The organism is Nesterenkonia aethiopica (assembly GCF_039534665.1).
Classification (GTDB): domain Bacteria; phylum Actinomycetota; class Actinomycetes; order Actinomycetales; family Micrococcaceae; genus Nesterenkonia; species Nesterenkonia aethiopica.
The window spans coordinates 85,917-107,383 of the sequence record NZ_BAAAVT010000013.1 but is presented as its reverse complement, the minus strand read 5'-3'; the positions used below and the strand labels follow the sequence as shown (position 1 = coordinate 107,383).

The 21,467-nt window shown below is 67.2% G+C and carries 26 protein-coding genes and 1 pseudogene; 15 read left to right on the top strand and 12 right to left on the bottom strand.

Translation table 11 applies throughout. The features are described 5' to 3' along the window. Positions 1–15: 15 nt before the first annotated feature. Positions 16–432, bottom strand: a complete 417-nt coding sequence (locus tag ABD658_RS11040) for a hypothetical protein (protein WP_344681317.1) — start codon at positions 430–432, stop codon at positions 16–18. A gap of 132 nt (positions 433–564) precedes the next feature. Between ABD658_RS11040 and arfB the strand changes: the two genes are divergently transcribed. Continuing rightward, complete coding sequence (gene arfB / locus ABD658_RS11035) at positions 565–1,005, top strand: alternative ribosome rescue aminoacyl-tRNA hydrolase ArfB (protein ID WP_344681315.1); 441 nt, start codon at positions 565–567, stop codon at positions 1,003–1,005. 18 nt (positions 1,006–1,023) lie between these two features. Here arfB and ABD658_RS11030 read toward each other — a convergent pair whose 3' ends face one another. The 4 genes from ABD658_RS11030 to ABD658_RS11015 form a co-directional block, all read right to left on the bottom strand. Next, positions 1,024–1,629 (bottom strand): class I SAM-dependent methyltransferase, encoded by a 606-nt coding sequence (locus tag ABD658_RS11030; RefSeq protein WP_344681313.1) that lies wholly within the window; start codon positions 1,627–1,629, stop codon positions 1,024–1,026. Between the two features lie 105 nt (positions 1,630–1,734). Continuing rightward, positions 1,735–2,088, bottom strand: coding sequence for a DUF1801 domain-containing protein (locus ABD658_RS11025; protein ID WP_344681311.1), 354 nt, complete (start codon positions 2,086–2,088; stop codon positions 1,735–1,737). Between the two features lie 353 nt (positions 2,089–2,441). Next, positions 2,442–2,999: a dihydrofolate reductase family protein gene (locus ABD658_RS11020; RefSeq protein WP_344681309.1), complete on the bottom strand. Its 558-nt coding sequence runs from the start codon at positions 2,997–2,999 to the stop codon at positions 2,442–2,444. Between the two features lie 109 nt (positions 3,000–3,108). Then, on the bottom strand, positions 3,109–3,732 hold the full coding sequence (locus ABD658_RS11015; protein WP_344681307.1) for a TetR/AcrR family transcriptional regulator: 624 nt from the start codon (positions 3,730–3,732) through the stop codon (positions 3,109–3,111). Positions 3,733–3,836: 104 nt separating this feature from the next. Here ABD658_RS11015 and ABD658_RS11010 point away from each other — a divergent pair, with 104 nt between their 5' ends. Both ABD658_RS11010 and ABD658_RS11005 read left to right on the top strand, forming a co-directional pair. Beyond that, the gene (locus tag ABD658_RS11010) at positions 3,837–4,703 is read left to right on the top strand and encodes an SDR family NAD(P)-dependent oxidoreductase (protein WP_344681305.1); all 867 of its coding nucleotides are present in this window, start codon (positions 3,837–3,839) and stop codon (positions 4,701–4,703) included. A 49-nt stretch (positions 4,704–4,752) separates the two neighbouring features. Further along, positions 4,753–5,049 carry a DUF1905 domain-containing protein gene (locus tag ABD658_RS11005; protein ID WP_344681303.1) on the top strand — a complete coding sequence of 99 codons (297 nt, stop codon included), beginning with the start codon at positions 4,753–4,755 and terminating at the stop codon, positions 5,047–5,049. Here the strand turns inward: ABD658_RS11005 and ABD658_RS11000 are convergent. Beyond that, positions 5,037–5,492: a GNAT family N-acetyltransferase gene (locus tag ABD658_RS11000; RefSeq protein WP_344681301.1), complete on the bottom strand. Its 456-nt coding sequence runs from the start codon at positions 5,490–5,492 to the stop codon at positions 5,037–5,039. The two genes, ABD658_RS11005 and ABD658_RS11000, sit on opposite strands and share 13 nt — an antisense overlap. A gap of 47 nt (positions 5,493–5,539) precedes the next feature. Further along, positions 5,540–5,953 (bottom strand): hypothetical protein, encoded by a 414-nt coding sequence (locus ABD658_RS10995; RefSeq protein ID WP_344681299.1) that lies wholly within the window; start codon positions 5,951–5,953, stop codon positions 5,540–5,542. A 161-nt stretch (positions 5,954–6,114) separates the two neighbouring features. On the opposite strand from ABD658_RS10995, the gene ABD658_RS10990 reads away from it, so the two are divergent. Then, positions 6,115–6,357, top strand: coding sequence for a PspC domain-containing protein (locus ABD658_RS10990; protein WP_344681297.1), 243 nt, complete (start codon positions 6,115–6,117; stop codon positions 6,355–6,357). A 15-nt stretch (positions 6,358–6,372) separates the two neighbouring features. On the opposite strand, the pseudogene ABD658_RS10985 reads toward ABD658_RS10990, so the two are convergent. After that, a pseudogene (locus ABD658_RS10985) lies at positions 6,373–6,639 on the bottom strand (RidA family protein); the annotation flags it as partial. Positions 6,640–6,735: 96 nt separating this feature from the next. Between ABD658_RS10985 and ABD658_RS10980 the strand changes: the two are divergent. Then, complete coding sequence (locus ABD658_RS10980) at positions 6,736–6,993, top strand: Smr/MutS family protein (protein ID WP_344681295.1); 258 nt, start codon at positions 6,736–6,738, stop codon at positions 6,991–6,993. A gap of 75 nt (positions 6,994–7,068) precedes the next feature. Then, a complete protein-coding gene (locus ABD658_RS10975; protein WP_344681293.1) occupies positions 7,069–7,443 on the top strand; it encodes a nuclear transport factor 2 family protein in 375 nt (124 codons plus the stop codon). A gap of 50 nt (positions 7,444–7,493) precedes the next feature. Here the strand turns inward: ABD658_RS10975 and ABD658_RS10970 are convergent, their stop codons facing one another. Genes ABD658_RS10970 through ABD658_RS10960 form a run of 3 tightly spaced genes read right to left on the bottom strand, consistent with a single transcriptional unit; the run spans position 7,494 to position 9,169 of the window. After that, the gene (locus ABD658_RS10970; RefSeq protein ID WP_344681291.1) at positions 7,494–7,901 is read right to left on the bottom strand and encodes a RidA family protein; all 408 of its coding nucleotides are present in this window, start codon (positions 7,899–7,901) and stop codon (positions 7,494–7,496) included. A gap of 52 nt (positions 7,902–7,953) precedes the next feature. Next, a complete protein-coding gene (locus tag ABD658_RS10965) occupies positions 7,954–8,322 on the bottom strand; it encodes a zinc ribbon domain-containing protein YjdM (protein ID WP_344681289.1) in 369 nt (122 codons plus the stop codon). Positions 8,323–8,359: 37 nt separating this feature from the next. Further along, entirely contained in the window at positions 8,360–9,169 is an 810-nt protein-coding gene (locus ABD658_RS10960) for a MerR family transcriptional regulator (protein ID WP_344681287.1), read from the bottom strand. 465 nt (positions 9,170–9,634) lie between these two features. Between ABD658_RS10960 and ABD658_RS10955 the strand changes: the two genes are divergently transcribed. From ABD658_RS10955 to ABD658_RS10935, 4 genes are all read left to right on the top strand, one after another. Continuing rightward, positions 9,635–10,864 (top strand): IS110 family RNA-guided transposase, encoded by a 1,230-nt coding sequence (locus tag ABD658_RS10955; RefSeq protein ID WP_344681285.1) that lies wholly within the window; start codon positions 9,635–9,637, stop codon positions 10,862–10,864. A gap of 350 nt (positions 10,865–11,214) precedes the next feature. After that, positions 11,215–11,646, top strand: coding sequence for a hypothetical protein (locus ABD658_RS10945; RefSeq protein WP_344681283.1), 432 nt, complete (start codon positions 11,215–11,217; stop codon positions 11,644–11,646). A gap of 276 nt (positions 11,647–11,922) precedes the next feature. Continuing rightward, positions 11,923–12,684, top strand: a complete 762-nt coding sequence (locus ABD658_RS10940; protein ID WP_344681281.1) for an alpha/beta hydrolase — start codon at positions 11,923–11,925, stop codon at positions 12,682–12,684. 3 nt (positions 12,685–12,687) lie between these two features. Next, the gene (locus ABD658_RS10935; protein WP_344681279.1) at positions 12,688–13,107 is read left to right on the top strand and encodes a winged helix-turn-helix transcriptional regulator; all 420 of its coding nucleotides are present in this window, start codon (positions 12,688–12,690) and stop codon (positions 13,105–13,107) included. Positions 13,108–13,155: 48 nt separating this feature from the next. Here the strand turns inward: ABD658_RS10935 and ychF are convergent, their stop codons facing one another. Continuing rightward, the gene (gene ychF / locus ABD658_RS10930) at positions 13,156–14,241 is read right to left on the bottom strand and encodes a redox-regulated ATPase YchF (RefSeq protein ID WP_344681277.1); all 1,086 of its coding nucleotides are present in this window, start codon (positions 14,239–14,241) and stop codon (positions 13,156–13,158) included. Positions 14,242–14,424: 183 nt separating this feature from the next. On the opposite strand from ychF, the gene betT reads away from it, so the two are divergent. The 5 genes from betT (at position 14,425) to ABD658_RS10905 (ending at position 21,445) form a co-directional block, all read left to right on the top strand. Next, positions 14,425–16,554 (top strand): choline BCCT transporter BetT, encoded by a 2,130-nt coding sequence (gene betT, locus ABD658_RS10925; RefSeq protein ID WP_344681275.1) that lies wholly within the window; start codon positions 14,425–14,427, stop codon positions 16,552–16,554. A 46-nt stretch (positions 16,555–16,600) separates the two neighbouring features. After that, positions 16,601–18,082 (top strand): aldehyde dehydrogenase family protein, encoded by a 1,482-nt coding sequence (locus ABD658_RS10920; protein WP_344681273.1) that lies wholly within the window; start codon positions 16,601–16,603, stop codon positions 18,080–18,082. A gap of 14 nt (positions 18,083–18,096) precedes the next feature. After that, positions 18,097–19,674, top strand: coding sequence for a GMC family oxidoreductase (locus ABD658_RS10915; protein WP_344744535.1), 1,578 nt, complete (start codon positions 18,097–18,099; stop codon positions 19,672–19,674). Positions 19,675–19,742: 68 nt separating this feature from the next. Further along, positions 19,743–20,675, top strand: a complete 933-nt coding sequence (locus ABD658_RS10910) for an ABC transporter ATP-binding protein (RefSeq protein ID WP_344681269.1) — start codon at positions 19,743–19,745, stop codon at positions 20,673–20,675. Beyond that, positions 20,672–21,445 carry an ABC transporter permease gene (locus ABD658_RS10905; protein WP_344681267.1) on the top strand — a complete coding sequence of 258 codons (774 nt, stop codon included), beginning with the start codon at positions 20,672–20,674 and terminating at the stop codon, positions 21,443–21,445. Before ABD658_RS10910 ends, ABD658_RS10905 begins: the two co-directional genes overlap by 4 nt. Positions 21,446–21,467: the final 22 nt, after the last annotated feature.

Below are 21,467 nucleotides of genomic sequence, written 5' to 3'. Positions count from 1 at the left end.
CTACTGGCGGCGGACTCAGGTTCCCACCGGGACCTGCGTGACGGGCCGGACGGTGTGCGACCAGGCAGTGAAGACGCCGAGCAGTCGAGTGCCCACCGCAGCGAACGCGGCGTCGACGTCGGCACGCCAGGCATCCACCACGCCGCTGGGCACCGGCCGCGAGGAGGAGAAGGCCACCACCATGGAGGGCACACCGAGGGAGGCCAGCACCTCCAACATCTCGCGACGCTCCTGCCCGTCAGCCTGCCAGTCGGTCTCGCTGATGAGCATGGGCGGCGGGTAGGCGACTCCGCGCTCGTCACAGGGAATCAGCAGCAAAGTGTCCTCAGCACGCAGCTTCTCGCTGAGCACCCGGTCTACGACGGCGCCGGCCACGCGCGGCGAGGTCAGGGGGACGGCGGTCCAGTCCTGGGGGAGATCCTCGAAGTTCATGCCCCGATCCTGGCGGCCCGCAGCGGGCGGCCACCACCCCCTTCGGGCATCTGTGGAGAACCCATCCACACCTGCGCGGACCTCCGGCTGCCAGGTCGAGGTTCAGGCATCCGATGCGGCAGACTCGTCCCCATGGACGATCTGCATGTCTTTCCCGGCCCTGGTGCGCCGCACGGTCTGCGCGTGCCGGAGGCAGAGCTGGACGAACAGTTCTCCCGCGCCTCCGGCCCCGGCGGGCAAGGTGTCAACACCACAGCCTCCCGCGTGCAGCTCAGCGTGGATCTCGCCACGACGACGGCACTGACCGAGGAGCAGCGTCAGCGGGCCCTCCACCGCCTCGCCTCCCGGCTCACCGGGACCATGCTGACCATCAACGCCTCGGAGCACCGGTCTCAGCGACGCAACCGGGCCGCCGCGCGGCAGAGACTGGCCGCCCTGCTGCGCGATGCCGTGTTCCCAGAGACCCCGCGCCGGCCGACCCGCCCCACACGGGCCTCACGCCGTCGGCGGCTGGAGGCGAAACGGAGACGCTCCGAGACCAAGCAGCACCGTCGTCGCCCTCACCCCGAATGACGGCACTCTGCAAGCGCCTCAGACACCTGCGCGGCGCAGCACGGTGACGGCGAAGTCGGCGTCGTCATGCCAGGCCCGCAGGTCCCAGGTGGCGAAGCGATGCTCGACCCACAGCCCGGCGTCGGCGGCATGCCGGTCGAAGTCCTGCAGGCTCAGGTGGCGGTCCACGTGGAAGCCGAGGATCAGAAAACCCTCCCTGGTCACGCAGTCGCGGACGCTCCGCAGCACCTGGACCTCGGTCCCGGGGGCGACGAACACCATGACGTTGCCCGCCAGCAGGGCGGCATCGAAGGGCTCGGCCTCCCCCAGCATCTCCAGCGTCAGCTCGGAGAGGTCTGCCACGGCGTAGCGGGGGCCCGGGTGATCCTGCCGCGCTGCGGTGACGAGCGCGTCGTCGGCATCGACGCCGACCACCGTGTGGCCGCGGGCATGGAGCTCACCGGACAGCCGCCCGGTGCCGCAGCCGGCGTCGAGGATCCGGGCCTGCCGCGGGACCATGGCGTCCACCAGACGCGCCTCACCGACGAGGTCCTTCCCCTCGGCAGCCATGCGGCGGAAGCGGTCGATGTACCACTGCGAGTGGTCATCCCCGGTCTCGGTCACCCAGCGGGTCGGTTCAGTCATGGGCTCCACTGTACTGTCGGCGCGTACGACCATCGGGGGCAGCGCTCGGACGGGACACAGAAGTCCAGGCGACCGGAATCGCTGCAGGCAGGAGCCCTCCCGGGTTCAGGCGACGGCGGCGCGGACGATCTCTGCGACGCGACGCTCCGTCACATCGTCCAGCTCGTCGACGAACCACGCCGACGGAAGGAGCCGCCCCTCTCCTTCGCCTGCCGGAACGGGTCCGGCCTTCTCACTCACCCCGAGCGAGATCAGCTCGTCATTGCGGATGAACACCAGGACCGGGGAGCTCGCCGACTTCGCGTAACCGGGCATGCCATACCAGATACGTGGCTTCAGATCCGGCGCGGCCTCGAGGATCAGGTCATGCAGGCGGCGCATGACAGTCCGTCGGGGCTCGTCCATCGCCGCAATCTTGCTGACGACCTTCTCGTGGTTCTTCGCAGTCCTGTCCGTCATGATCATGTCCTTTCGTCAGCCGCCTCGGGCAGGCGGCACTGTGGTCTTCCGCGCAGGTCGATGCGCGGCACCCCATCCGGACATGTCCCGATCTCCTCAGGCCTCTCCGCAATGATTCAGGCGATCCGTCGCCTGGAAGTGCAGTCGACGACTGAGTCCGCCGTCACCGGAAGAGTACCAAACAGCGGGGCCGCGGGAGTGCCTGACGGTTCGTCTCATGACGGCGACGAGCGCCCCATCCTGACGCTGCGGAGGGGAGATCGACGTTTCCTTCCATCCCATCCAGCAGGCACCGACCGATGCCCGGGCGATAGTCAGCACGTGATGGTACGGCCGCCGGCGAGCGGCAGCGGTCACGCGTCCGTGACGCGGTAGCGGAGCAGGACGCCCCCGGTGTCCACCGTGCGTGACTCGAGGAACCGGACCGGACGCGCAGCGACGCGTGCCTTCAGCAACGGTGTGCCGGAGCCGAGGATCACCGGAGCGACACCGATCAAAAGTTCATCGACGAGGCCGGCCTCGAGAAGTGAATCTACGAGCTCCGCACTGCCGAAGACGTAGATGGGCAGGTCGGTGCTCTGTTTCCGGCGCGCGAGTTCCCCGACAGGATCGGCGGTGACCTCGGTGTTGTTCCACTCGGGCTCGGTCAGCGTCCGGGAGGCCACGAGCTTGGGGATTCTGTTCATGTACCGTGCGATCTCCGGCTCACTCGTGTCGCTCGGCCAGTGGGCCGCCATTCCTTCATAGGTGGCGCGTCCGAAGACGAGGAGCCCGGCCTCCTCGCCGAAGTGGAGGCTGAGATCGCGCAGATCGTCTTCCCAGATGTGTTCGTGGAGACGGAGGTCCCACGGCTCGTCCCCTTCGAAGAAGCCGTCGATCGACATGATGTTCCACGCGATGAGCTTTCCCACGGGGGACCTTCCTGACAGCGAGATCGAGTGAGGCCCACACAGTAGCCCGCTGGCCCACCCCGCACAACTGCTGCTCGGCCCGAGACGAGCGGGAAGCCTCACGCGCCCTTCAGCGGGGCCACAGGCCCGCCAGAACCATGGCCAGCACACCGTCGGCGAATTCGTCATCCAGCGGGCCGGTTCGCAGCAGCCAGCGATGGAAGACCGGGCCGAAGAGGAGCTCCGCCGCCAGCTGCGGATTCACGGACTCACCGGCCTGGCCAGCCTGCACCGCTGCCGTGATGCGCGCAGCGGTGGCGTCGAGCTGAGGCCGGAGCAGACGGTGCACCAACTCGTCAGCGACGACGAGGTCCGTCTGAATCTCTGCGGTGATCGCGCGCTGGAGGCGGTCGGTGGCGGGCTCGGTCAGCGCGGCGACGGTCCCCCGCAGCACGGCCCGGAGATCTGATTCGAGGTCACCGGTGTCCGGCAACGCCACGGACCCTCCGTCCTGAGAGTTGGCCTCCAGAATCGCATCAAAGACGACGGCGGCCTTCGACCTCCACCAGCGGTAGATCGTCTGCTTGCCGACGCCGGCGGCCGAGGCGATGCCTTCGATGCTCAGCCGGGCATAACCGACGTCGCTGATCAGCTCGCGCGTCGCAGAGAGGATCGCTCGGCGGGCTCGATCACTGCGTCGGGACGCGTCAGGTTCCCGCGCTCCCGACGTGGAGGTCTCCGGCGTAGGCGTCATGCCGGTAGAGTACCTCATCGCGAGACGAGACGCACCGTCTTGACAGGATCAAGCGTCGCTCATGATACTGGCGAGACGAACCGTTTCGCTGAAGGGAACTTGCCATGCCTGAGACACCAGCTCCCGTCCGCACCTGGCTCATCACCGGCGCAGGCCGCGGGCTGGGTCGCGCCTTCGCGCAGGCCGCCCTGGCACAGGGAGACCGCGTCATCGGAACCGTCCGCAGCCCCGGAGCGATGTCGCAGCTGCTCGATGCCCATCCGAGCTCAGTCCGGGAGGTTCTGCTCGACGTCCGTGACGCCGATGCCGTCGCCGCCGTCGTCGATGACGCCGCCCAGGAGTTCGGCGGTCTCGACGTCGTCGTGAACAACGCCGGCGCCGGCTTCGTCGGCGCGATCGAGGAGGTCGAGGAGCAGCAGGCCCGCGACCTCGTGGACCTGAACCTGTTCGGCGCCATGTGGGTCTCGCGCACCGCGATCCCCCACCTGCGGGCCGGCGGCGGTGGCGATATCGTGCAGATCTCCACGGTGGGCGCCGTCGGAGCCATGCCGACGTTCGGGGTGTACAACGCCAGCAAATGGGCTCTCGAAGGGTTCAGCGAGGCGCTGTCCGCCGAGGTCGCGCAGTTCGGGGTCCGGGTGACGATCGCCCAGTTGGGCGGCTTCGCGACCGACTGGGCCGGGACGAGCATGACGTTCGCCGAGCCGAAGCCCGAGTACGACGCGCTGCGCACCGACCTCTTCGGTACCCCCGCTGTCCCGTGGCCCGCCCCTGATGCCGACACGCAGCCGACGGACGCTGATCCTCGCCTCGCCGCCGACGCCCTGATCGCGCACCTAGGCGACCCCGACCGCCCCCTGCGGGTCCTGATCGGCGACGACGCCCCGGAGCAGGCCACCCTGGCCTACGCCGCCCGCCGTGATTCCTACGGGACACTCCGACGGTTCGACTGGCCGGAGGACTCGGCCTGATGAGTTCCCCTTCCCCTGCCTGCCGCTAGCATGAGCGCATGGAGAGTCGATGACGGGCTGGACCTTCGACGCAGAGCTCATCGAATGGCGCGGGCCTGCGCCGTTCGTGTTCGCGCCCATGCCGGAGGAGCTCTCCGCCCAGCTGAAGGAGGCCGCTCGGGGTCTCATGTACTGGGGGCAGGTGCCGGTGCGCGCCACCATCGGCGCCACCGACTTCGACACGGCCGTCTGGCCGAAGGACGGCCGATTCCTCGTGCCGGTGAAGGTGGCGGTGCAGCGGGCCGAGCGGATCGACGTCGGCGACCACGTCACCGTCACGGTGAAGGTGCGGGATCAGCGACCGTGACGGTCCGGGTTCTCCCAGGGCCAGGCGACGACCAGCCAGTCCGCCACCGCCTGGGCGAGCGGCTCGTCCAGCTCGGCGCGGTCCTGCCGCACCCAGGACTGCACCTCCACGTCACGCTCCGGGGAAGCGCAGGGATACAGGTACACGCAGCCGATGACGTCGTCGTCGGGATCGAGCACCGTGAAGGTGAAACCTCGACGCGCAACGAAGTCGGCCGCGTGCCGGGTGAGGTCGGTGAGGTTCTCGTCCGGGCTCATGCCCTGCTCCGGCGGCCAGGAGCCGTCCGGATACCCCGGAGTGGCCCTGATGTGCGCGATGCTCGATGTCCACGCCCGGAGGTCGGCCTCATTGTGCTGCGGACCCAGCGGCTCGAGCCGGAACTGCCGGGTGGCCAATGCGGTCGGCGGGTCGAAGTCTGCGGGGATGAACTCGTGAGGCGCCATGAGGAGAGCCTACGCGCCCCTTCGGGCGCAGAGCTGCCGCAGCCCGCTCACGCCGTGAGCCTCAGGGCCACCGGTTCCACCGTGCGAGGCCAGACGCTGAAGAACCCCAGCAGCCAGGTGCCCGCATCGTCGAAGATCTCCTGCAGATCAGTGGCCCAGGCTGCGACGACAGCGTCGGACAGGCGATGACGGAAGGACGCCGCCACCAACGCAGAGTTCAGCTGCAGGGAGGCCAGGGCTTCCACCATCTCTCGACGCTCGGACGGGCCGACGTGCCAGTCGATCTCGCTGATCAGCACCGGGGCGGGGTAGGCAACGCCTCGGGCATCGCAGGGCAGCAGAAGCATCGTGCTCCGAGCACGGTCCTTCTCACTGATCAGCAGATCCACCGCATCGGCGGCCAGCTGCTGGGAGGTCAGGGGCATGTCGGTCCAGTTCTCCGGGAGGTCTTCGAAACTCATGTCTCGATCCTCCGTCGGGCGCCGCACCGGCCACCACCCCCTCCGGGCATCTGTGGATAACTCGCGGCTGAGGATTATCTGCGCCCCCTGCACAGCGGCCATCGCCCACTCGAAGCGTGCCCAGCAGAGACTTCCGAGACGGTGCGCGTACCATCGGGAGCATGGATCGCATCTTCGACACCATCCGCTCGCTCGGCTTTCGGCGAGGCCCTGACCGTCTCGTCGCAGGAATCGGCGGGGCCATCGCCGAGAAGCTCGGGGCGAACGTCTGGCTCGTGCGGGCTCTGCTGCTCGCATCGTTCCTGCTCCCAGTGCTGGGGGTCGGTGCCTATGGGATCGTCTGGCTCCTGACGCCGCGGCAGGATGGCCGCATTCCGCTCGAGCAGGCCCTGCGGCGCACCTGAGAGCGGCGGGAGCCCTCAGTCCACCACTGCGGCCACGGCTTCGATCTCGACCAGCTGGTCGTCGTAGCCGAGGACGGTGACCCCCATCAGTGTGCTCGGGACATCATGGTCTCCGAACGCATCACGCACCACCTCCCAGGCCGCCACGAGATCAGCCTGGGACGACGACGCCACCAGCACGCGCGTGCTGACGACGTCATCGATCCGGGCTCCTGCCGCGGCCAAGGCGTCTTTCATCGTCGCCACACATACCGCCGCCTGACCGGCATAGTCACCGACGGATGAGACTCACGGCACTGGGCATAGGACCAACATCCCAGATCAGACGACCTTGTAGCCTGGGGATGATGGCACGTCCAACCGACGACAGGCCCAGCAATGTCGAAACGACTCACGCTCGATCTGCATGACATCTACAACAAGAGCCGCGACATCGACCGCGCACTGGCCGAGATCATCGACGAAGCCGAACGCACGAAGGTGAAGACCGTGGAGATCATCCCGGGCAAGGGCAGCGGACAGCTGAAGAAGCGGGTGCTGCGGTACCTGGACCGCAAGGACGTCAAAGCCAGGTACCACCGGGTGGAGAAGGACAGCAAGAACTTCGGGCGGCTTTTCGTCCATTTCAAGCACTGAGATGCTGGTCCACACCACGTCGCCCCAGTCCGACGCTGTCGAACCGCGCATACGTCCAGGACATAGACTCTGCCCATGGTGGACACCCCGACTCTTGCCCGCGCCTATCTCCACCGGCTTGAGGCTCGGGACTGGGAGACCTGGTCCGAGATGTTGCATGCCGACGTCGTCTACACGACTCCTCAGAGCCGCGAGCGCTGGCACGGAAGGCACGCCTTCCTGCGCTTCAATCGTTCCTACCCTGGCGAGTGGCACCTTCAGGAGAAGTGGATCCTCGGTGATGCCGGGCGCGCCGTCATCTGGTTCACGTGGACGGTGGGCGACGAACGAGGCGACGCGCAGGCGTTTCTGACCTTCGATGAGGCGGGGCTGATCACCGAGGTGACCGAATTCTGGCCCGAGCCGTATGAAGCTCCCGAACGGCCGGCGCCCGCGACCGTGCGGTATTGAAGCGACCGACCCGCTGACCGGCGGGGCCCGGACCGCATGTTCGCGGACCGTCAGTCCACGACGGCCGCGACGGCTTCGATCTCCACCAGCTGGTCGTCGTAGCCGAGGACGGTGACCCCCATCAGCGTGCTCGGGACGTCATGGTCGCCGAACGCATCGCGCACGACCTCCCAAGCCTCCACGAGGTCGGCCTGGGATGAGGAGGCCACCAACACGCGCGTGCTGATGACGTCGTCGATCGTGGACCCTGCGGCGGCCAACGCCTCCTTCATCGTCGCCACACATGCCGCGGCCTGGCCGGCGTAGTCCCCGACGGCAACCGTCGCGCCGTCGGCATCGAGCGGGCAGGAGCCGGCGAGAAAGATCAGCCGGGCCTCGGCCGGCGCGGTGGCCGCGTAGGCGTACTCGGCGACGTCGGAGAGCTTCTCGGAACGGATCAGAGTCACGGCGCTGGGCATAGGCCCAGCATGCCACACCGGGGGGTGGTGGACTGAGACGTCGACGACTCGCTCAGGACGCCTTCTTCGCCACACTCGATGTGAGCTGCATGCGGCCGAATCCGGGCACCGTGGCGTCGATGTCGTGGTCGCCGACGCCGTCGTCGATGAGGCGGATGCTCTTGATCTTGGTGTCGGCCTTGATCGTGCCGGACCCGGAGCCCTTCACCTTGAGGTCCTTGGCGATGGTCACCGTGTCGCCGTCGGCGAGCGGGTTGCCCACCGCATCGCGGATCATCACGGACCCGGGGGCTTCTCCGGCGTCGTCGGCGCCCGCCTCGGGCGACCACTCGTGACCGTCCATCGGGCAGACCAGCAGGGAACCCTGCTCATAGGTGTATTCAGATCCGCACTCGGGGCACGGCGGCAGCTGCTCAGACATGAAACGGGACTCTACCCGTTCCCGCGCCCCCTCGACCTCATTCGATGGGCTGCTGCAGATCGACGACCCACTTCGTGCCCTCGGGGTCCAACGGAGTCTCGCGATACACCTCGCGGCAGACTCCCGTCGGCGTCAGACCACGCGCGTCCACTTCGACGACAAGCGCCTGCCAGGCTGCCTGGATCCCCTCGATGCCGTCTGCCTCGAACGTCGTGGTCAATGCCCGTGGCACCGAACCCAATGTCACGACGTCCAGCCCAGGTGGCGGGGCGACGTCGCCGATCTGCTCACCAGCGGCGGCGAGCACTCCCGCATCCGTGACTGTGTAATGGGCGATGCCTGGCCCCGTTCGCGTCAGGCCCGCCTCGTCGATCTCCTGATTGACGCGCCCGAACATGGGCCCGATCTGAGGCTCGATCTCTTCCATGGACGACGCAGTCGCAGAGAGCTGGACAAGTCGGACTGCCGGGAGGCTCGTCTCGGTGAAGTTGCTCGTGGACATGGTGGTTCCCTTCTCTATCGATCGGAGCCTCGCTCGGACCCGCTGCAGCCGCAGCTGATCTGCATCGATCTGAGCCATCAGCGCGGCCTCGCGCTCGTGGAGCATTTCGACCAGCCGGGCGTCGCTGAGCCCCTCGAGGAGCATCTCACTCACCTCGTCGAGGGTGAACCCGAGCTCCTTCGTCGCCACGAGCTGATTGGCCCGATCCAGTTGGGCCACCTCGTAGTAGCGATACCCGGTGAACTCGTCAGTACGCGCCGGCGTCAGCAGCCCCAGCTGGTCGTAGTGCCTCAGCATGCGCACCGAGACACCGGCCAACCTCGCGAAATCTCCGATTCTCAACATGACCACTTCACCTCACAGGCTCACACAGTGTCAGAGTCAAGCCTGCGGTGTCACCATGTCCGAAGGATTTCCGCGGGGGATCCGGCTGCTGCTCCCGTCTTCCGTCGAGTGTGCCCTTCGCTAGGGCCGGATCAGGTCGCCCCCGTTAGCTTCTTAAGGGCACCGTTTCTCCGGCAGGATAAGTGGTGTTGTCCGGTCCGGCTCCTGGGCATGATCGTTTGCCCCCAGTCAATGTGATGATCCGGGGGGTGTTGTCACCCAGGAGCTGGTCACGGGCGGATCGTGGATCGCTGATAGAGGCACGACAGTCCCACTCCTTGAGGGCTTGTTTTCTAACGTGGATGCCGAGCATGACCCGCCCACCGACTCACCCCAGATCCTGGGCCGCGGACCGGATGACTGGCCGCGCTGAGCGCCTTGCCCAGGGCGGTGACGAGGATTCACACCGAAGAGGAGATAGCGCTCATGGCCTGGGATCTTCAGGACTTCGCGCTGTTCATCGGCCTAGACGTCGGCAAGGCCGAACATCACGCCACCGCACTGACCCGCACCGGCGAGAAGGTCTACGACAAGGCCCTGCCCAACGACGAGACCAAGCTGCGGCAGCTGCTGGACGAACTCACCCAGGAGCACGGGCCGGCGTTGTTGGTCGTCGATCAGCCCGCCACGATCGGAGCACTGCCGGTCACCGTGGCCCAGACGATGGAGCAGGTCGAGGTGGCCTACCTGCCGGGGTTGACCATGCGCCGGGTAGCTGACCTGCACGCCGGCTCGGCCAAGACCGATGCCCGGGACGCGTTCATCATCGCTGAGACCGCCCGCACCATGCCCTCTGCGCTGCGACAGATCGCCGCCTCTGATGAACAGATCGCCGAGCTGGCGGTGCTGGCTGGCTTCGATGATGACCTGCTGGGCCAGACCACCGCAGCCAGGAACCGGCTGCGCGGGCTGCTGACCCAGATCCACCCGGCTCTCGAGCGGGCTGTGGGCTCGCATCTGCATCACTACGGAGTCCTCGATGCTCTAGCGGCCTGGCCGACCCCGCAGAAGCTGAAGACCGCTGGCCGGGGCCATGTGCGCAACCGCATCAAGAAACACAACCCTCGCCTGGCCGAGAGGCTCACCGAGACGATCTTCGAAGCCTTGGATGCCCAGACCGTCGTGGTCGCCGGCACCGGGGCCGCGGCCACGATCATCCCGATCCTGGCCAACCAGCTCAAAGAGCTCTACACCCAGCGGGCCCACGTGCTGGAACAGGTCGAGGCACTGGTGGAGGCCCACCCTCTTGCCCAGGTCCTGACCTCGATGCCCGGAATCGGGGTCAGGACCGCCGCCAGAATCCTCACCGAAGTCGTCGGCAAGGACTTCAAGACCGCCGGCCACCTGGCCTCCTACGCCGGGATCGCCCCCACGACCCGGCGCTCCGGGACTTCCATTCGCGGGGAGTTCGCCAACCGCGGCGGCAACAAGAGACTGAAGTCCACTCTGTTCACCAGCGCCTTCGCCGCATTGCACCACGGGCCTTCACGGGCCTACTACGACAAGAAGAGAGCCGCTGGGAAGACCCATAAACAAGCCGTCCTCGCCCTGGCCCGCCGCCGTCTGGACACTCTCTACGCCATGCTGCGAGACGGCACTTTCTACCAGGAACCAGACAACGCCCGCGCAGGCTCAGGCCACGCCCTCGCGGCTTGACGAAAACCATAGAGGCACCCCCCGCCAGTCGACGGGCTGAGCGCGGCCCTGGAATACCGTGGAGCACGTAGAGCTGGCCACCGTGGGATGAGTGCACTGGCACAACACGGAACGTCCTCACGGCTATCTCTCAGATCTGCCGCCGGTGGAGTTCGAGGACCTGTTCTATGCTGAGCTAACCAGCGTCACCGACCTTGTGGAATCCCAATGGCCGGGGCCTCCATCGAACCCAGGGCGCTTCAGAACAAGAAGACCTGGTCGTCGCCCGAGAGCAGGGCAAGCATCGTCTACAAGGGGACCACCTACCGGGCGGTCGTGACCAGCCCACTCAAGGAACTGAGGTGCAAGCCGTGATCTTCACACGCCTCTTCCGCAAACCCGCATCGCAGACGGAAACCTCGACTGAGATGGTCCATGTGGTCTACAAGAAGCACCGGAGAACTCTCGATGAGGCCGTCATCCTAGCGACGGCCGACGAAGAGATCGCCAGGCACCTGTCCAGAGGCTACGAACGAGACCCTGAGTATGTCCTGGAATGGGAGAGCCTCCCGGTGCCCGACGCCTCACCACAGGAGCTCGCCGACGGGGTCACCATCCACGTGCTGAGCAACGGCGGCCCCTCAGACACTGAAGCTGAAGACATCTCAGCCATCGGACTGATGGCCTTCCTCTCCCGAGAACGCGCAGAACAGGCCCTGGAAGATGCCTCCCGTGATGAGTCCTTGATCGCCCCTCGGCTGAGGACTCTGGTCCTCGGACGCGAACTTCCACACGGTGTCTGAGGAGCATTCGTGGCCGTCGATGAACCAACTCAAGATCACCGGAGACCAGTGCAGCCTAGGCATGAGAGACCGCAGCGGCGAACCACTCCGACGGCTCACACGTCGAAGCGGACCAGCACCGCATTCAACCACGTCGGGCGATCCTACACACGGCACTGCTCAGCCTCAGACCCTCAACCCTGGCCAGCATCTCAAGACAGCCTACTGGTTGTGTTTTACGATCAGTCACCGATATCCTCAGACTGATCGCAAAGTGAGATCAGTCAGGAGAGCGCCATGACCACGCCAGCAGCGAAAGCCATCCTCGTCCCCGGAGCCTGGATGGGACGTTGGATCTGGCAGCAGTCCGCCGAGCGGCTGCGAAACCGAGGCATCGACGCGGAAGCGATCACGCTCAAGGGGCTGGCATACGGTCAATCCGATGCAGACATCGCAGCAGTACGCCTCGACGACCATGTCAATCAACTCGTCGAACACGTCAGCGGAGACAGCTCGCGGCCTGTCGTACTGATCTCACACTCCTACTCAGGCATCGTCACATCCTCAGCGGCGGACCGCCTCAAAGACCACGTAGTTGGCCTCATCCATGTCGGTGCATTCATCGCGAAGGACAAGCGATCCCTCCTCGACGACTGGGGCGGGTCAGACGTACAGCGCGCGCAGGAGCGAGCCGACATCGAGGCAGCGGGCAACTTGTGGCACGCCCCCACTCGGCAGATGCTCGACTTCGAGACCGACCTCTCCACCAGTGACCGAGACCATCTGGCCTCAAGCTTCTCACCACACCCAGGACGAACTATCCTCGACCAGGCCCACCTATCGACCCCTGCAGAACGGCAGCCTTCGACCTATGTCGCCCTCACACCCAGCGGAGGGTTCGACGAGGCCTGGAAGGAGGCTCCCCCCGTCGCCAGGTCGGCTGCCGGATGGCGGCGCAGGCATCTCGTCAGCGGACACTGGCCCATGGTCTCGGCCCTCGACGCCACGGTCGATCTGCTCGAGGCGGAGGTCCGGCACTACGCTTCCGCGAAGGCCTGAGCAGTGGCTGCGACCGGACGGTCGGGTTGCCCGATCAACCTCGCCGTCGAGCTGTTCGGAGACCGGTGGACGTTGCTGATCCTGCGTGACATCGCCTTCGCCCATCGTCGACACTTCCGCGAAATTCTGCGCGGCTCGGATGAGGGCCTGACCAGCAGCGTCCTCGCCGACCGCCTCGACCGACTCGTCGCCGCCGGCATCCTCACCCGCGCCGATGACCCGACGCACAAGCAGAAAGCTGTCTACAACCTCACTGACAGCGGCATCGATCTCGTCCCCGTCCTCGCGACGATCGGGACCTGGGGCGCAGCACATTGCCCCGCCGACCCCGACAAGGCCGTCATTGCGCGCGAACTGGACTACGAGATCCCTGCGTCGTGGGCTGCGCTCATGAAGAGTCTTCGAGCCAGGAACGCAACGTGACACCTACGCATACGGAACGGCCAGGCCTGCGCTGCCCGCACATGCAAGCTAGACGTTGAAGCGGAACTCCACCACGTCGCCGTCCTTCATCACGTAGTCCTTGCCCTCCATGCGCACCTTGCCGGCGGACTTGGCGTCGTTCATGGAGCCGGCGGCCACCAGGTCGTCGAAGGAGACGATCTCGGCCTTGATGAAGCCCTTCTGGAAGTCGGTGTGGATGACACCTGCCGCTTCCGGGGCGGTGTCGCCCTTGTTGATCGTCCACGCGCGGGCCTCCTTGGGCCCAGCGGTGAGGTAGGTCTGCAGGCCGAGGGTGTCGAAGCCGACGCGGGCCAGCTGGTCCAGGCCTGACTCCTCCTGGCCGTTGAGCTCCAGCATCTCGCGGGCCTCCTCCTCGGAGAGCTCCACGAGGTCCGCCTCCAGCTTGGCGTCCAGGAACACGGCCTGGGCCGGGGCCACCAGATCGGCGAGCTCCTGCTGCCGCTCGGCGGAGCCGAGCACGGAGTCGTCCACGTTGAAGACGTAGATGAACGGCTTGGCGGTCAGCAGGGACAGCTGAGCCAGGTTCTCCATGTCGAGCTTCTCCGACGCGATGGCTGAGAAGATCGTGTCGCCGCGCTCCAGCACCGTCTGCGCGGCCAGATAGGCGTCCAGCTGCGCCTGTTCGGCCTTCTTCTGCTTGACCTGCTTCTCGAGCTTCGGGATCGCGTTCTCCAGCGTCTGGAGGTCGGCGAGCACCAGCTCGGTGTTGATGGTCTCCATGTCCGAGGTGGGGTCGACCTTGCCGTCGACGTGCACGACGTTGTCGTCCTCGAAGACGCGCACCACCTGGGCGATGGCATGGGCCTCACGGATGTTGGCCAGGAACTGGTTGCCCAGCCCCTCCCCCTCGGAGGCGCCCTTGACGATGCCGGCGATGTCCACGAAGGAGACGGTCGCCGGCAGGATCTTCTGCGAGCCGAAGATCCCGGCGAGCGTGTCGAGCCGCTCGTCAGGCAGATTCACCACCCCGACGTTGGGCTCGATCGTCGCGAACGGGTAGTTCGCCGCGAGGATCGTCTGGCGGGTGAGCGCGTTGAAGAGTGTCGACTTGCCCACGTTGGGGAGTCCCACGATTCCGATAGTCAGTGCCACGGTCACCTAACCTATCGCGCGCAGTCACACGGATGCGACTCGGAAGGCCTCTTCTGGTCCTCCCTCAAGACTTAAGAGAAAGTCGGCGACAAGCCGACTCCGCCCCGATAGGATCACACCACGTCGACCGCCCGATCAACTCCACGTCGCTCTGATGAGGCGCAACTGAGGGAAGGACACCCCATGGCATCTGCCACGGAACACTCACCCCATGAAGCAGAACAGGAGGACGGGCCCACCACCGGGGGGCGCCTGAAGAACTCCAAGCTCAATCCTCCGGTCTTCTTCGGTGCGGCGGCCATCATCGTCGCCTTCACGCTCTGGGCCTGGCTGGCCCCCGAGACGGCCTACACCACGCTGGAGGCGGCGTTCCTCTGGATCGGTGAGAACCTCGGCTGGTACTACATCCTCACCGCCGGCATCGTCGTCCTGTTCGTCCTCATCGTCGCCTTCTCCCGAGTGGGCCGCACCAAGATGGGGCCGGACCACTCCTCCCCGAAATACAACCTCTTCACCTGGACGGCCATGCTGTTCGCCGCCGGCATCGGCGTCGACCTCATGTTCTTCGCCATCTCCGGGCCGGCCACCAACGTGCTGACCGCCCCGGGCACCGAGGAGGGCACCGCGCAGGCCACCGAGATGGCCGTGCTGTGGACCCTCTTCCACTACGGGATCCCCGGCTGGGCCATGTACGCCCTGATGGGCATGGCCTTCGGCCTCTTCGCCTACCGGTACCACCTGCCGCTGAGCATCCGCAGCGCCCTGTACCCCATCATCGGCAAGCGGGCCAAGGGCGTGGCCGGGGACGGCATCGAGATCGCCGCCGTCGTCGGCACCATCTTCGGCATCGCCACCAGCCTCGGCATCGGGGTGGTGTTCCTCAACTACGGCCTCGAATGGCTCTTCGGCATCCCCCAGGGCACCGCCGCCCAGGTGGGCCTCATCGGCCTCTCGGTGATCGTGGTGACCTTCTCCACCGTCTCCGGTGTGGACAAGGGCATCCGCCGCCTGGCCGAGCTGAACGTGGTCTTCGCCATCATCCTGATGCTCTACGTGCTCATCGCCGGCCAGACGGTGGACCTGCTCAACGGCCTGGTGAAGAACGTCGGCGACTTCATCGCCTACTTCCCCTCCATGCTGCTGGACACCTTCGCCTACGACATGCCCGCTGACGGCTGGCGCGAATGGTGGACCCTCTTCTTCTGGGCCTGGTGGATCGCCTGGGCGCCCTTCGTGGGCCTCTTCCTCGCCCGCATCTCGCGAGGCCGCACCCTGCGCCAGTTCGTGGTCGGCACCCTCATCATCCCGTTCGGCTTCATCCTGCTATGGATCTCCATCTTCGGCAACGGCGTGATCTGGGAGTTCATCTCCGGGAACATGGACTTCATCGAATCGGCGGTCAACACCCCCGAATCCGGCTACTACACGCTCTTGGAGCAGTACCCGGGGGCCACCTTCACCATCGGGCTCTCCGTGCTGACCGGCCTGCTGTTCTACATCACCTCTGCTGACTCCGGCGCCCTGGTGATGTCCAACTTCACCTCCAAGGCGGAGAACACCACCGACGACGGCGCGCCCTGGCTGCGGATCTTCTGGGCCCTGGCCACCGGTGCCCTCACCCTGGCGGTGCTGATGCTCGACGGCGTGTTCACGCTGCAGATGGCCACGGTCATCATCGGTCTGCCCTTCTCCGTGGTGATGTACATCCTCATGCTGGGGATCTGGCGCGCCCTGCGCATGGAGCACTACAGCCAGGCCTCCCAGGAGGCGTCCATGCCCTGGGTGCTCTCCGGACGCATCCGGGACGCCTCCGACCGTGGCGGCGGCTGGCGACGGCGCCTGGCCCGACACATGAACTTCCCCACGGCCAAGCAGGCCACCCGCTTCATGGAGGAGACCGCGATCCCCGCCGTGGAGGAGGTCGCCGCCGAGCTGAAGGCCCAGGGGGCGGACGTCAGCTGCAGCCGTGGCCATCACCACGACACGGGCATCCCGCATGTGGACCTGCACGTGCGCTTCGGCGAGCAGAGCGAGTTCAAGTACCAGGCGTACCCGGTCTCCTACGCGGCGCCCAACTTCGCGCAGAACATGAAGGCCGTGGAGGACGAGTACTACCGGGTGGAGATCTTCTCCGCCACGGGCTCCCAGGGCCACGACATCATGGGCTACACGAAGGAGCAGATCATCAGCGACATCCTCGACGCCTATGAACGGCACCTGACGTTCCTCACGTTGAGCGAGGACGTCCACACGCAGGCACTCAACACGGTGAGCCACGCACCGGATGAGTGGGAGACCGACCACAAGAGCTGACCCCGAGCTCGGCCACGAGCTTGACGACGAGCTGACAAGGAGCACCATGACCACTGCAACGCTGTTCATCGACGGAGCGTGGGTCCCCGCGGCCTCCGGCGAGACCCGCACCATCCACTGTCCCGCTGACGGCCGCGAGGTCGGCGTCGTCTCCGAGGCGGGCGAGGCCGACGCTCTGGCCGCCATCGCCGCGGCACGACGGGCCTTCGACTCCCGCGAATGGGCCGACACCCCCGCCGCCCAACGCGGAGAGCTGCTGCTCGGGGTCGCCGCGGCGATGACCGAACGCAAGGACGAATTCGCCCGGGCCGAGGCCCTGGACACCGGCAAGCGCCTGGTCGAGGCCGAGATCGACATGGACGACATCATCGGCTGCTTCAAGCACTTCGGGAAGCTGGCCGACTCCGACCCGGGGCGCCTGGTCGACGCCGGGGACCCGACGGTCATCTCCAAGGTCGTCTACGAGCCCGTGGGTGTCTGCGGGATGATCACCCCGTGGAACTTCCCGCTGCTGCAGGCCGCCTGGAAGATCGCCCCCGCCCTGGCCGCCGGCAACACGTTCGTCCTCAAGCCCGCCGAGCTGACCCCGCACACCGCCATCCTGATCATGGACGTCCTGGACAAGCTCGGGCTGCCGGCCGGTGTGGCGAACCTGGTCACCGGTGCCGGCGCCGCCGCCGGCGCCCCGCTGGCCTCGCACCCGGATGTGGACCTCATCTCCTTCACCGGTGGACTGGTCACGGGCCGGAAGATCGCCGCCGCCGCCTCCGAGACGGTCAAGAAGGTCGCCTTGGAGCTGGGTGGGAAGAACCCCAACGTGGTCTTCGCCGACGCCGACTTCGACGCCGCCGTCGACAACGCCCTGAACGCGGGTTTCCTGGACTCCGGGCTGGTCTGCTCCGCCGGCAGCCGGCTGATCGTCGAGGAGTCCATCGCCGAGAAGTTCGTGGACGAGCTGGTCCGCCGGGCGGAGAACATCCGCATGGGCGGCCCCTTCGATGAGCAGGCCGAGACCGGTCCGCTGATCTCCGCGGAGCACCGGGACAAGGTCACCGCCTACGTCAAGCAGGGCGTCGAGGAGGGCGCGACTCTGCGCACCGGCGGCCACTGGGGCGGTGAGGAGCACAAGGACGGCTGCTTCTACGCCCCCACGGTGCTCACCGACGTCCGCCGCGGCATGAGCGTGGTCATCGAGGAGGCCTTCGGCCCGGTGATCACCGTGGAGACCTTCACCACCGAGGAAGAGGCCATCACCACCGCGAACGACACGAACTACGGCCTCGCCGGCGCGGTGTGGACCTCCGACGCCGGCCGTGCCCACCGGGTCTCCTCCCGGCTGCGCCACGGCACCATCTGGATCAACGACTACCATCCCTACCTGCCGCAGGCCGAGTGGGGCGGCTTCAAGCAGTCAGGCATCGGCCGTGAGCTCGGCCACGCCGGCCTGGACGAGTACCGCGAGGCCAAGCACATCTACCAGAACACCGAACCGGCCGTCTCCGGCTGGTTCTCCATGCCCGAGAAGTGAGTGAGGAGACCTTCGTGACTGAGAAGACCTTCGACTACGTCGTCGTCGGCGGCGGCCCCGCCGCCCCCGCCGTCGCCGCCCGCCTCAGCGAGGACGCCGACGTGACCGTGGCCCTGCTGGAGGCCGGCCCGACCGACACCGACAAGGACGTGGTGCTGCAGCTCAACCGCTGGATGGAGCTGCTCGAGTCCGGCTATGACTGGGACTACCCCATCGAGGAGCAGGCCAAGGGCAACTCCTTCATGCGGCACGCCCGCGCCAAGGTGCTGGGCGGATGCTCCTCCCACAACTCCTGCATCGCCTTCTGGGCGCCCAAGGAGGACATGGACGAGTGGGAGCAGCTGGGCGCGGCCGGATGGAACGCCGAGTCCACCTACCCGCTGTTCCAGCGTCTGGAGACCAACGACGCCGACGGCGACCACCACGGTCGCTCCGGCCCTGTGCACCTGATGACCATCCCGCCGCACGACCCCTGCGGCGTGGCCCTGCTGGACGCCTGCGAGCAGGCCGGCATCCCGCGCACCGAGTTCAACTCCGGCGAGACCGTGGTCAAGGGCGCGAACTTCTTCCAGATCAACCGGCAGGAAGACGGCACCCGCGCGTCGTCGTCGGTGTCCTACCTGCACCCGATCCTGGAGCGGGAGAACCTGACCGTCCTCACCGACAGCTGGGTGCGGAAGATCCTGATCGACGACGAGAAGCGCGCCACCGGCGTGGAGATTGTCGCCAACGCGTTCGGCCGCGGAGAGACCATCACCGCGAACCGGGAGGTCATCGTCTCGGCAGGGGCCATCGACTCCCCGAAGCTGCTCATGCTCTCCGGCATCGGCCCGGCCGAGCATCTGGCTGAGCACGGCATCGAGGCGGTCGTGGACTCCCCCGGGGTGGGCGAGCACCTGCAGGACCACCCGGAAGCCGTCATCGCCTGGGACGCCAAGCAGCCGATGATCACCGAGGGCTACCAGTGGTGGGAGATCGGTATCTTCGCCGACACCCGCGAAGGCACCGACGTCCCCTCGGACAAGCCCGGGCGTCCGGACCTGATGATGCACTACGGCTCGGTGCCCTTCGACATGCACACGCTGCGGCAGGGCTACCCCACCAGTGACAACACCTTCTGTCTGACCCCGAACATCACCCACGCGAAGTCCCGTGGCACGGTGCGGCTGCGCTCCCGCGACTTCCGGGACAAGCCGAAGGTCGACCCCCGGTACTTCACCGACGCGGAGGGCCACGACATGCGCGTGGCCGTCGAAGGCATCAAGCTGGCCCGGCAGATCGTCTCCCAGCCGGCCATGGCCGACTGGGCCGGCGAGGAGCTCTTCCCCGGCAAGGACGTGCAGACCGACGAGGAGATCGCCGACTACGTCTCCCGCACGCACAACACCGTCTACCACCCGGCCGGCACCGTCCGGATGGGCGCGGTGCAGGACGAGATGTCCCCGCTGGACCCGGAGCTGCGGGTCAAGGGCGTGACGGGCCTGCGCGTGGCCGACGCCTCGGTGATGCCGGAGCTGACCACGGTGAACCCGAACATCACCACCATGATGATCGGCGAGCGCTGTGCCGACCTGGTGAAGGCCTCCCGCTGACATCTGTCATGGGGCATCGATGACATCGTCCCTATGATCTTCGCGACGCCCCGGGCGAGACTGATGGCATGAACACCGCCATCATCTCCGCCCGGGGCGTCTCCATGTCGTTCCCCGACGGCGCCGGGGGCCGCACTCAGGCGCTCGACGGCGTCGACCTGTCCGTCACCCGCGGCGAGGTCCTCGCCCTGCTGGGCCCCAACGGGGCCGGCAAGACCACGCTGCTGGACACTCTGCTGGGCCTCACTGTCCCGGAATCCGGCCAGGTGCTGGTCGACGACGACACCCCGCGGGCCGCCGTCCAGTCGGGTCGGCTCTCCGCCCTGCTCCAGACCGGGGGGCTGCTGCCCGACCTCACCGCCGCGGAGACCGTGCGTATGGTCGCCGCCCTGCACCGGGACCCGGCCGATGTCGACGAGGTCATGGACATCGCCGGGGTCCGGCCGTTCGCCTCGCGGCCTGTGGGCAAATGTTCGGGCGGGCAGCAGCAGCGCCTGCGGTTCGCCCTCGCGCTGCTCCCCCGTCCGGAGATCATCATCCTGGACGAGCCCACCGCCGGCATGGACGTCTCCGCCCGGCATGAGTTCTGGGCCCGGATGCGCACGCAGGCCGACGACGGCGCCACGGTCATCTTCGCCACGCACTACCTGGAGGAGGCCGAGCAGTTCGCCCGACGCACCGTGCTGATGGACCGTGGGCGAGTGCTCGCCGACGGGCCCACCGACGAGGTCCGATCCCGGGCCGGGGCCGCCCATGTGGGCGTCATCTGGACGCCCACGCCGGAGGAGCTCGAGGCGGTCCCGCACGTACTGTCCGTGACCTCTGAGGGACAGCGCATCAGCTTCCGCACCGACGACGCCGACGCCCTCGCCAGGCACCTGCTCACCCGGACCGGGGCTCACGGGCTGACGGTCCGCCCGGCGAGCTTGGAGGAGGCATTCCGGCTGCTGACCGAGGACACCGCATCGGAGGACACCGCATCCGAGGAGGTGCCGGCATGAGCGGGCACTACCGACTGGGGCGGTACATCGCTCTGGACTTCTGGCGGAACCTGCGCAACATCGGCAACAGCTTCTTCGTGATCGTGCTGCCCACCGCGCTGTTCCTGTTCTTCGGCACCACCATGGACTGGTCGGACAATCCGGTGGGCGAAGGCAATGTCAGCGCGTGGACGATGATCGCGATCGCCTCCTACGGCGCGGCGATGGCCACCACCTCCATGGCCGGGGCCGCAGCCCTGGAGATCCAGCAGGGCTGGGGGCGCCAGCTGGCGCTGACCGCCATGCCGCACGGCGCCTTCGTGGTGGCGAAGTCAGTGGTCGCCGTCGGCATCGCGGTGCTCCCGGTGGTGGTGCTCAACGTCGTCGGCATCCTCACCGTGGCGGACATGCCGCCGGGGGTCTGGCTGGCCACGGCCGCACTGACCGTGCTCGGCTCCCTGCCGTTCGCGCTCTATGGGCTGGCCATCGGCCTGAGCTTCCGCTCAGACGCCGCCGTCGGTGCGGCCACCGGGCTGCTGGTGATCTTCAGCTTCCTGGGCAATGCGTTCATGCCGCTGGACGGGGTCCTGCTGGACATCGGCCGTTTCACCCCGATGTACGGAGTGGTGGCGCTGGCCCGCTACCCGCTCACCGACGGGGACCTGATCTCCATGGGGGCGATGGGTGAGACCGACCCGCTGTGGGCCGTGCTGGCGAACGTGCTGGCCTGGACGATCATCTTCGGGACCGCCTGCCTGCTGCTGCAGCGCCGCCGGACCGCCCGGCGCTGACTAGCGGCGGGGCGGAGAGGGG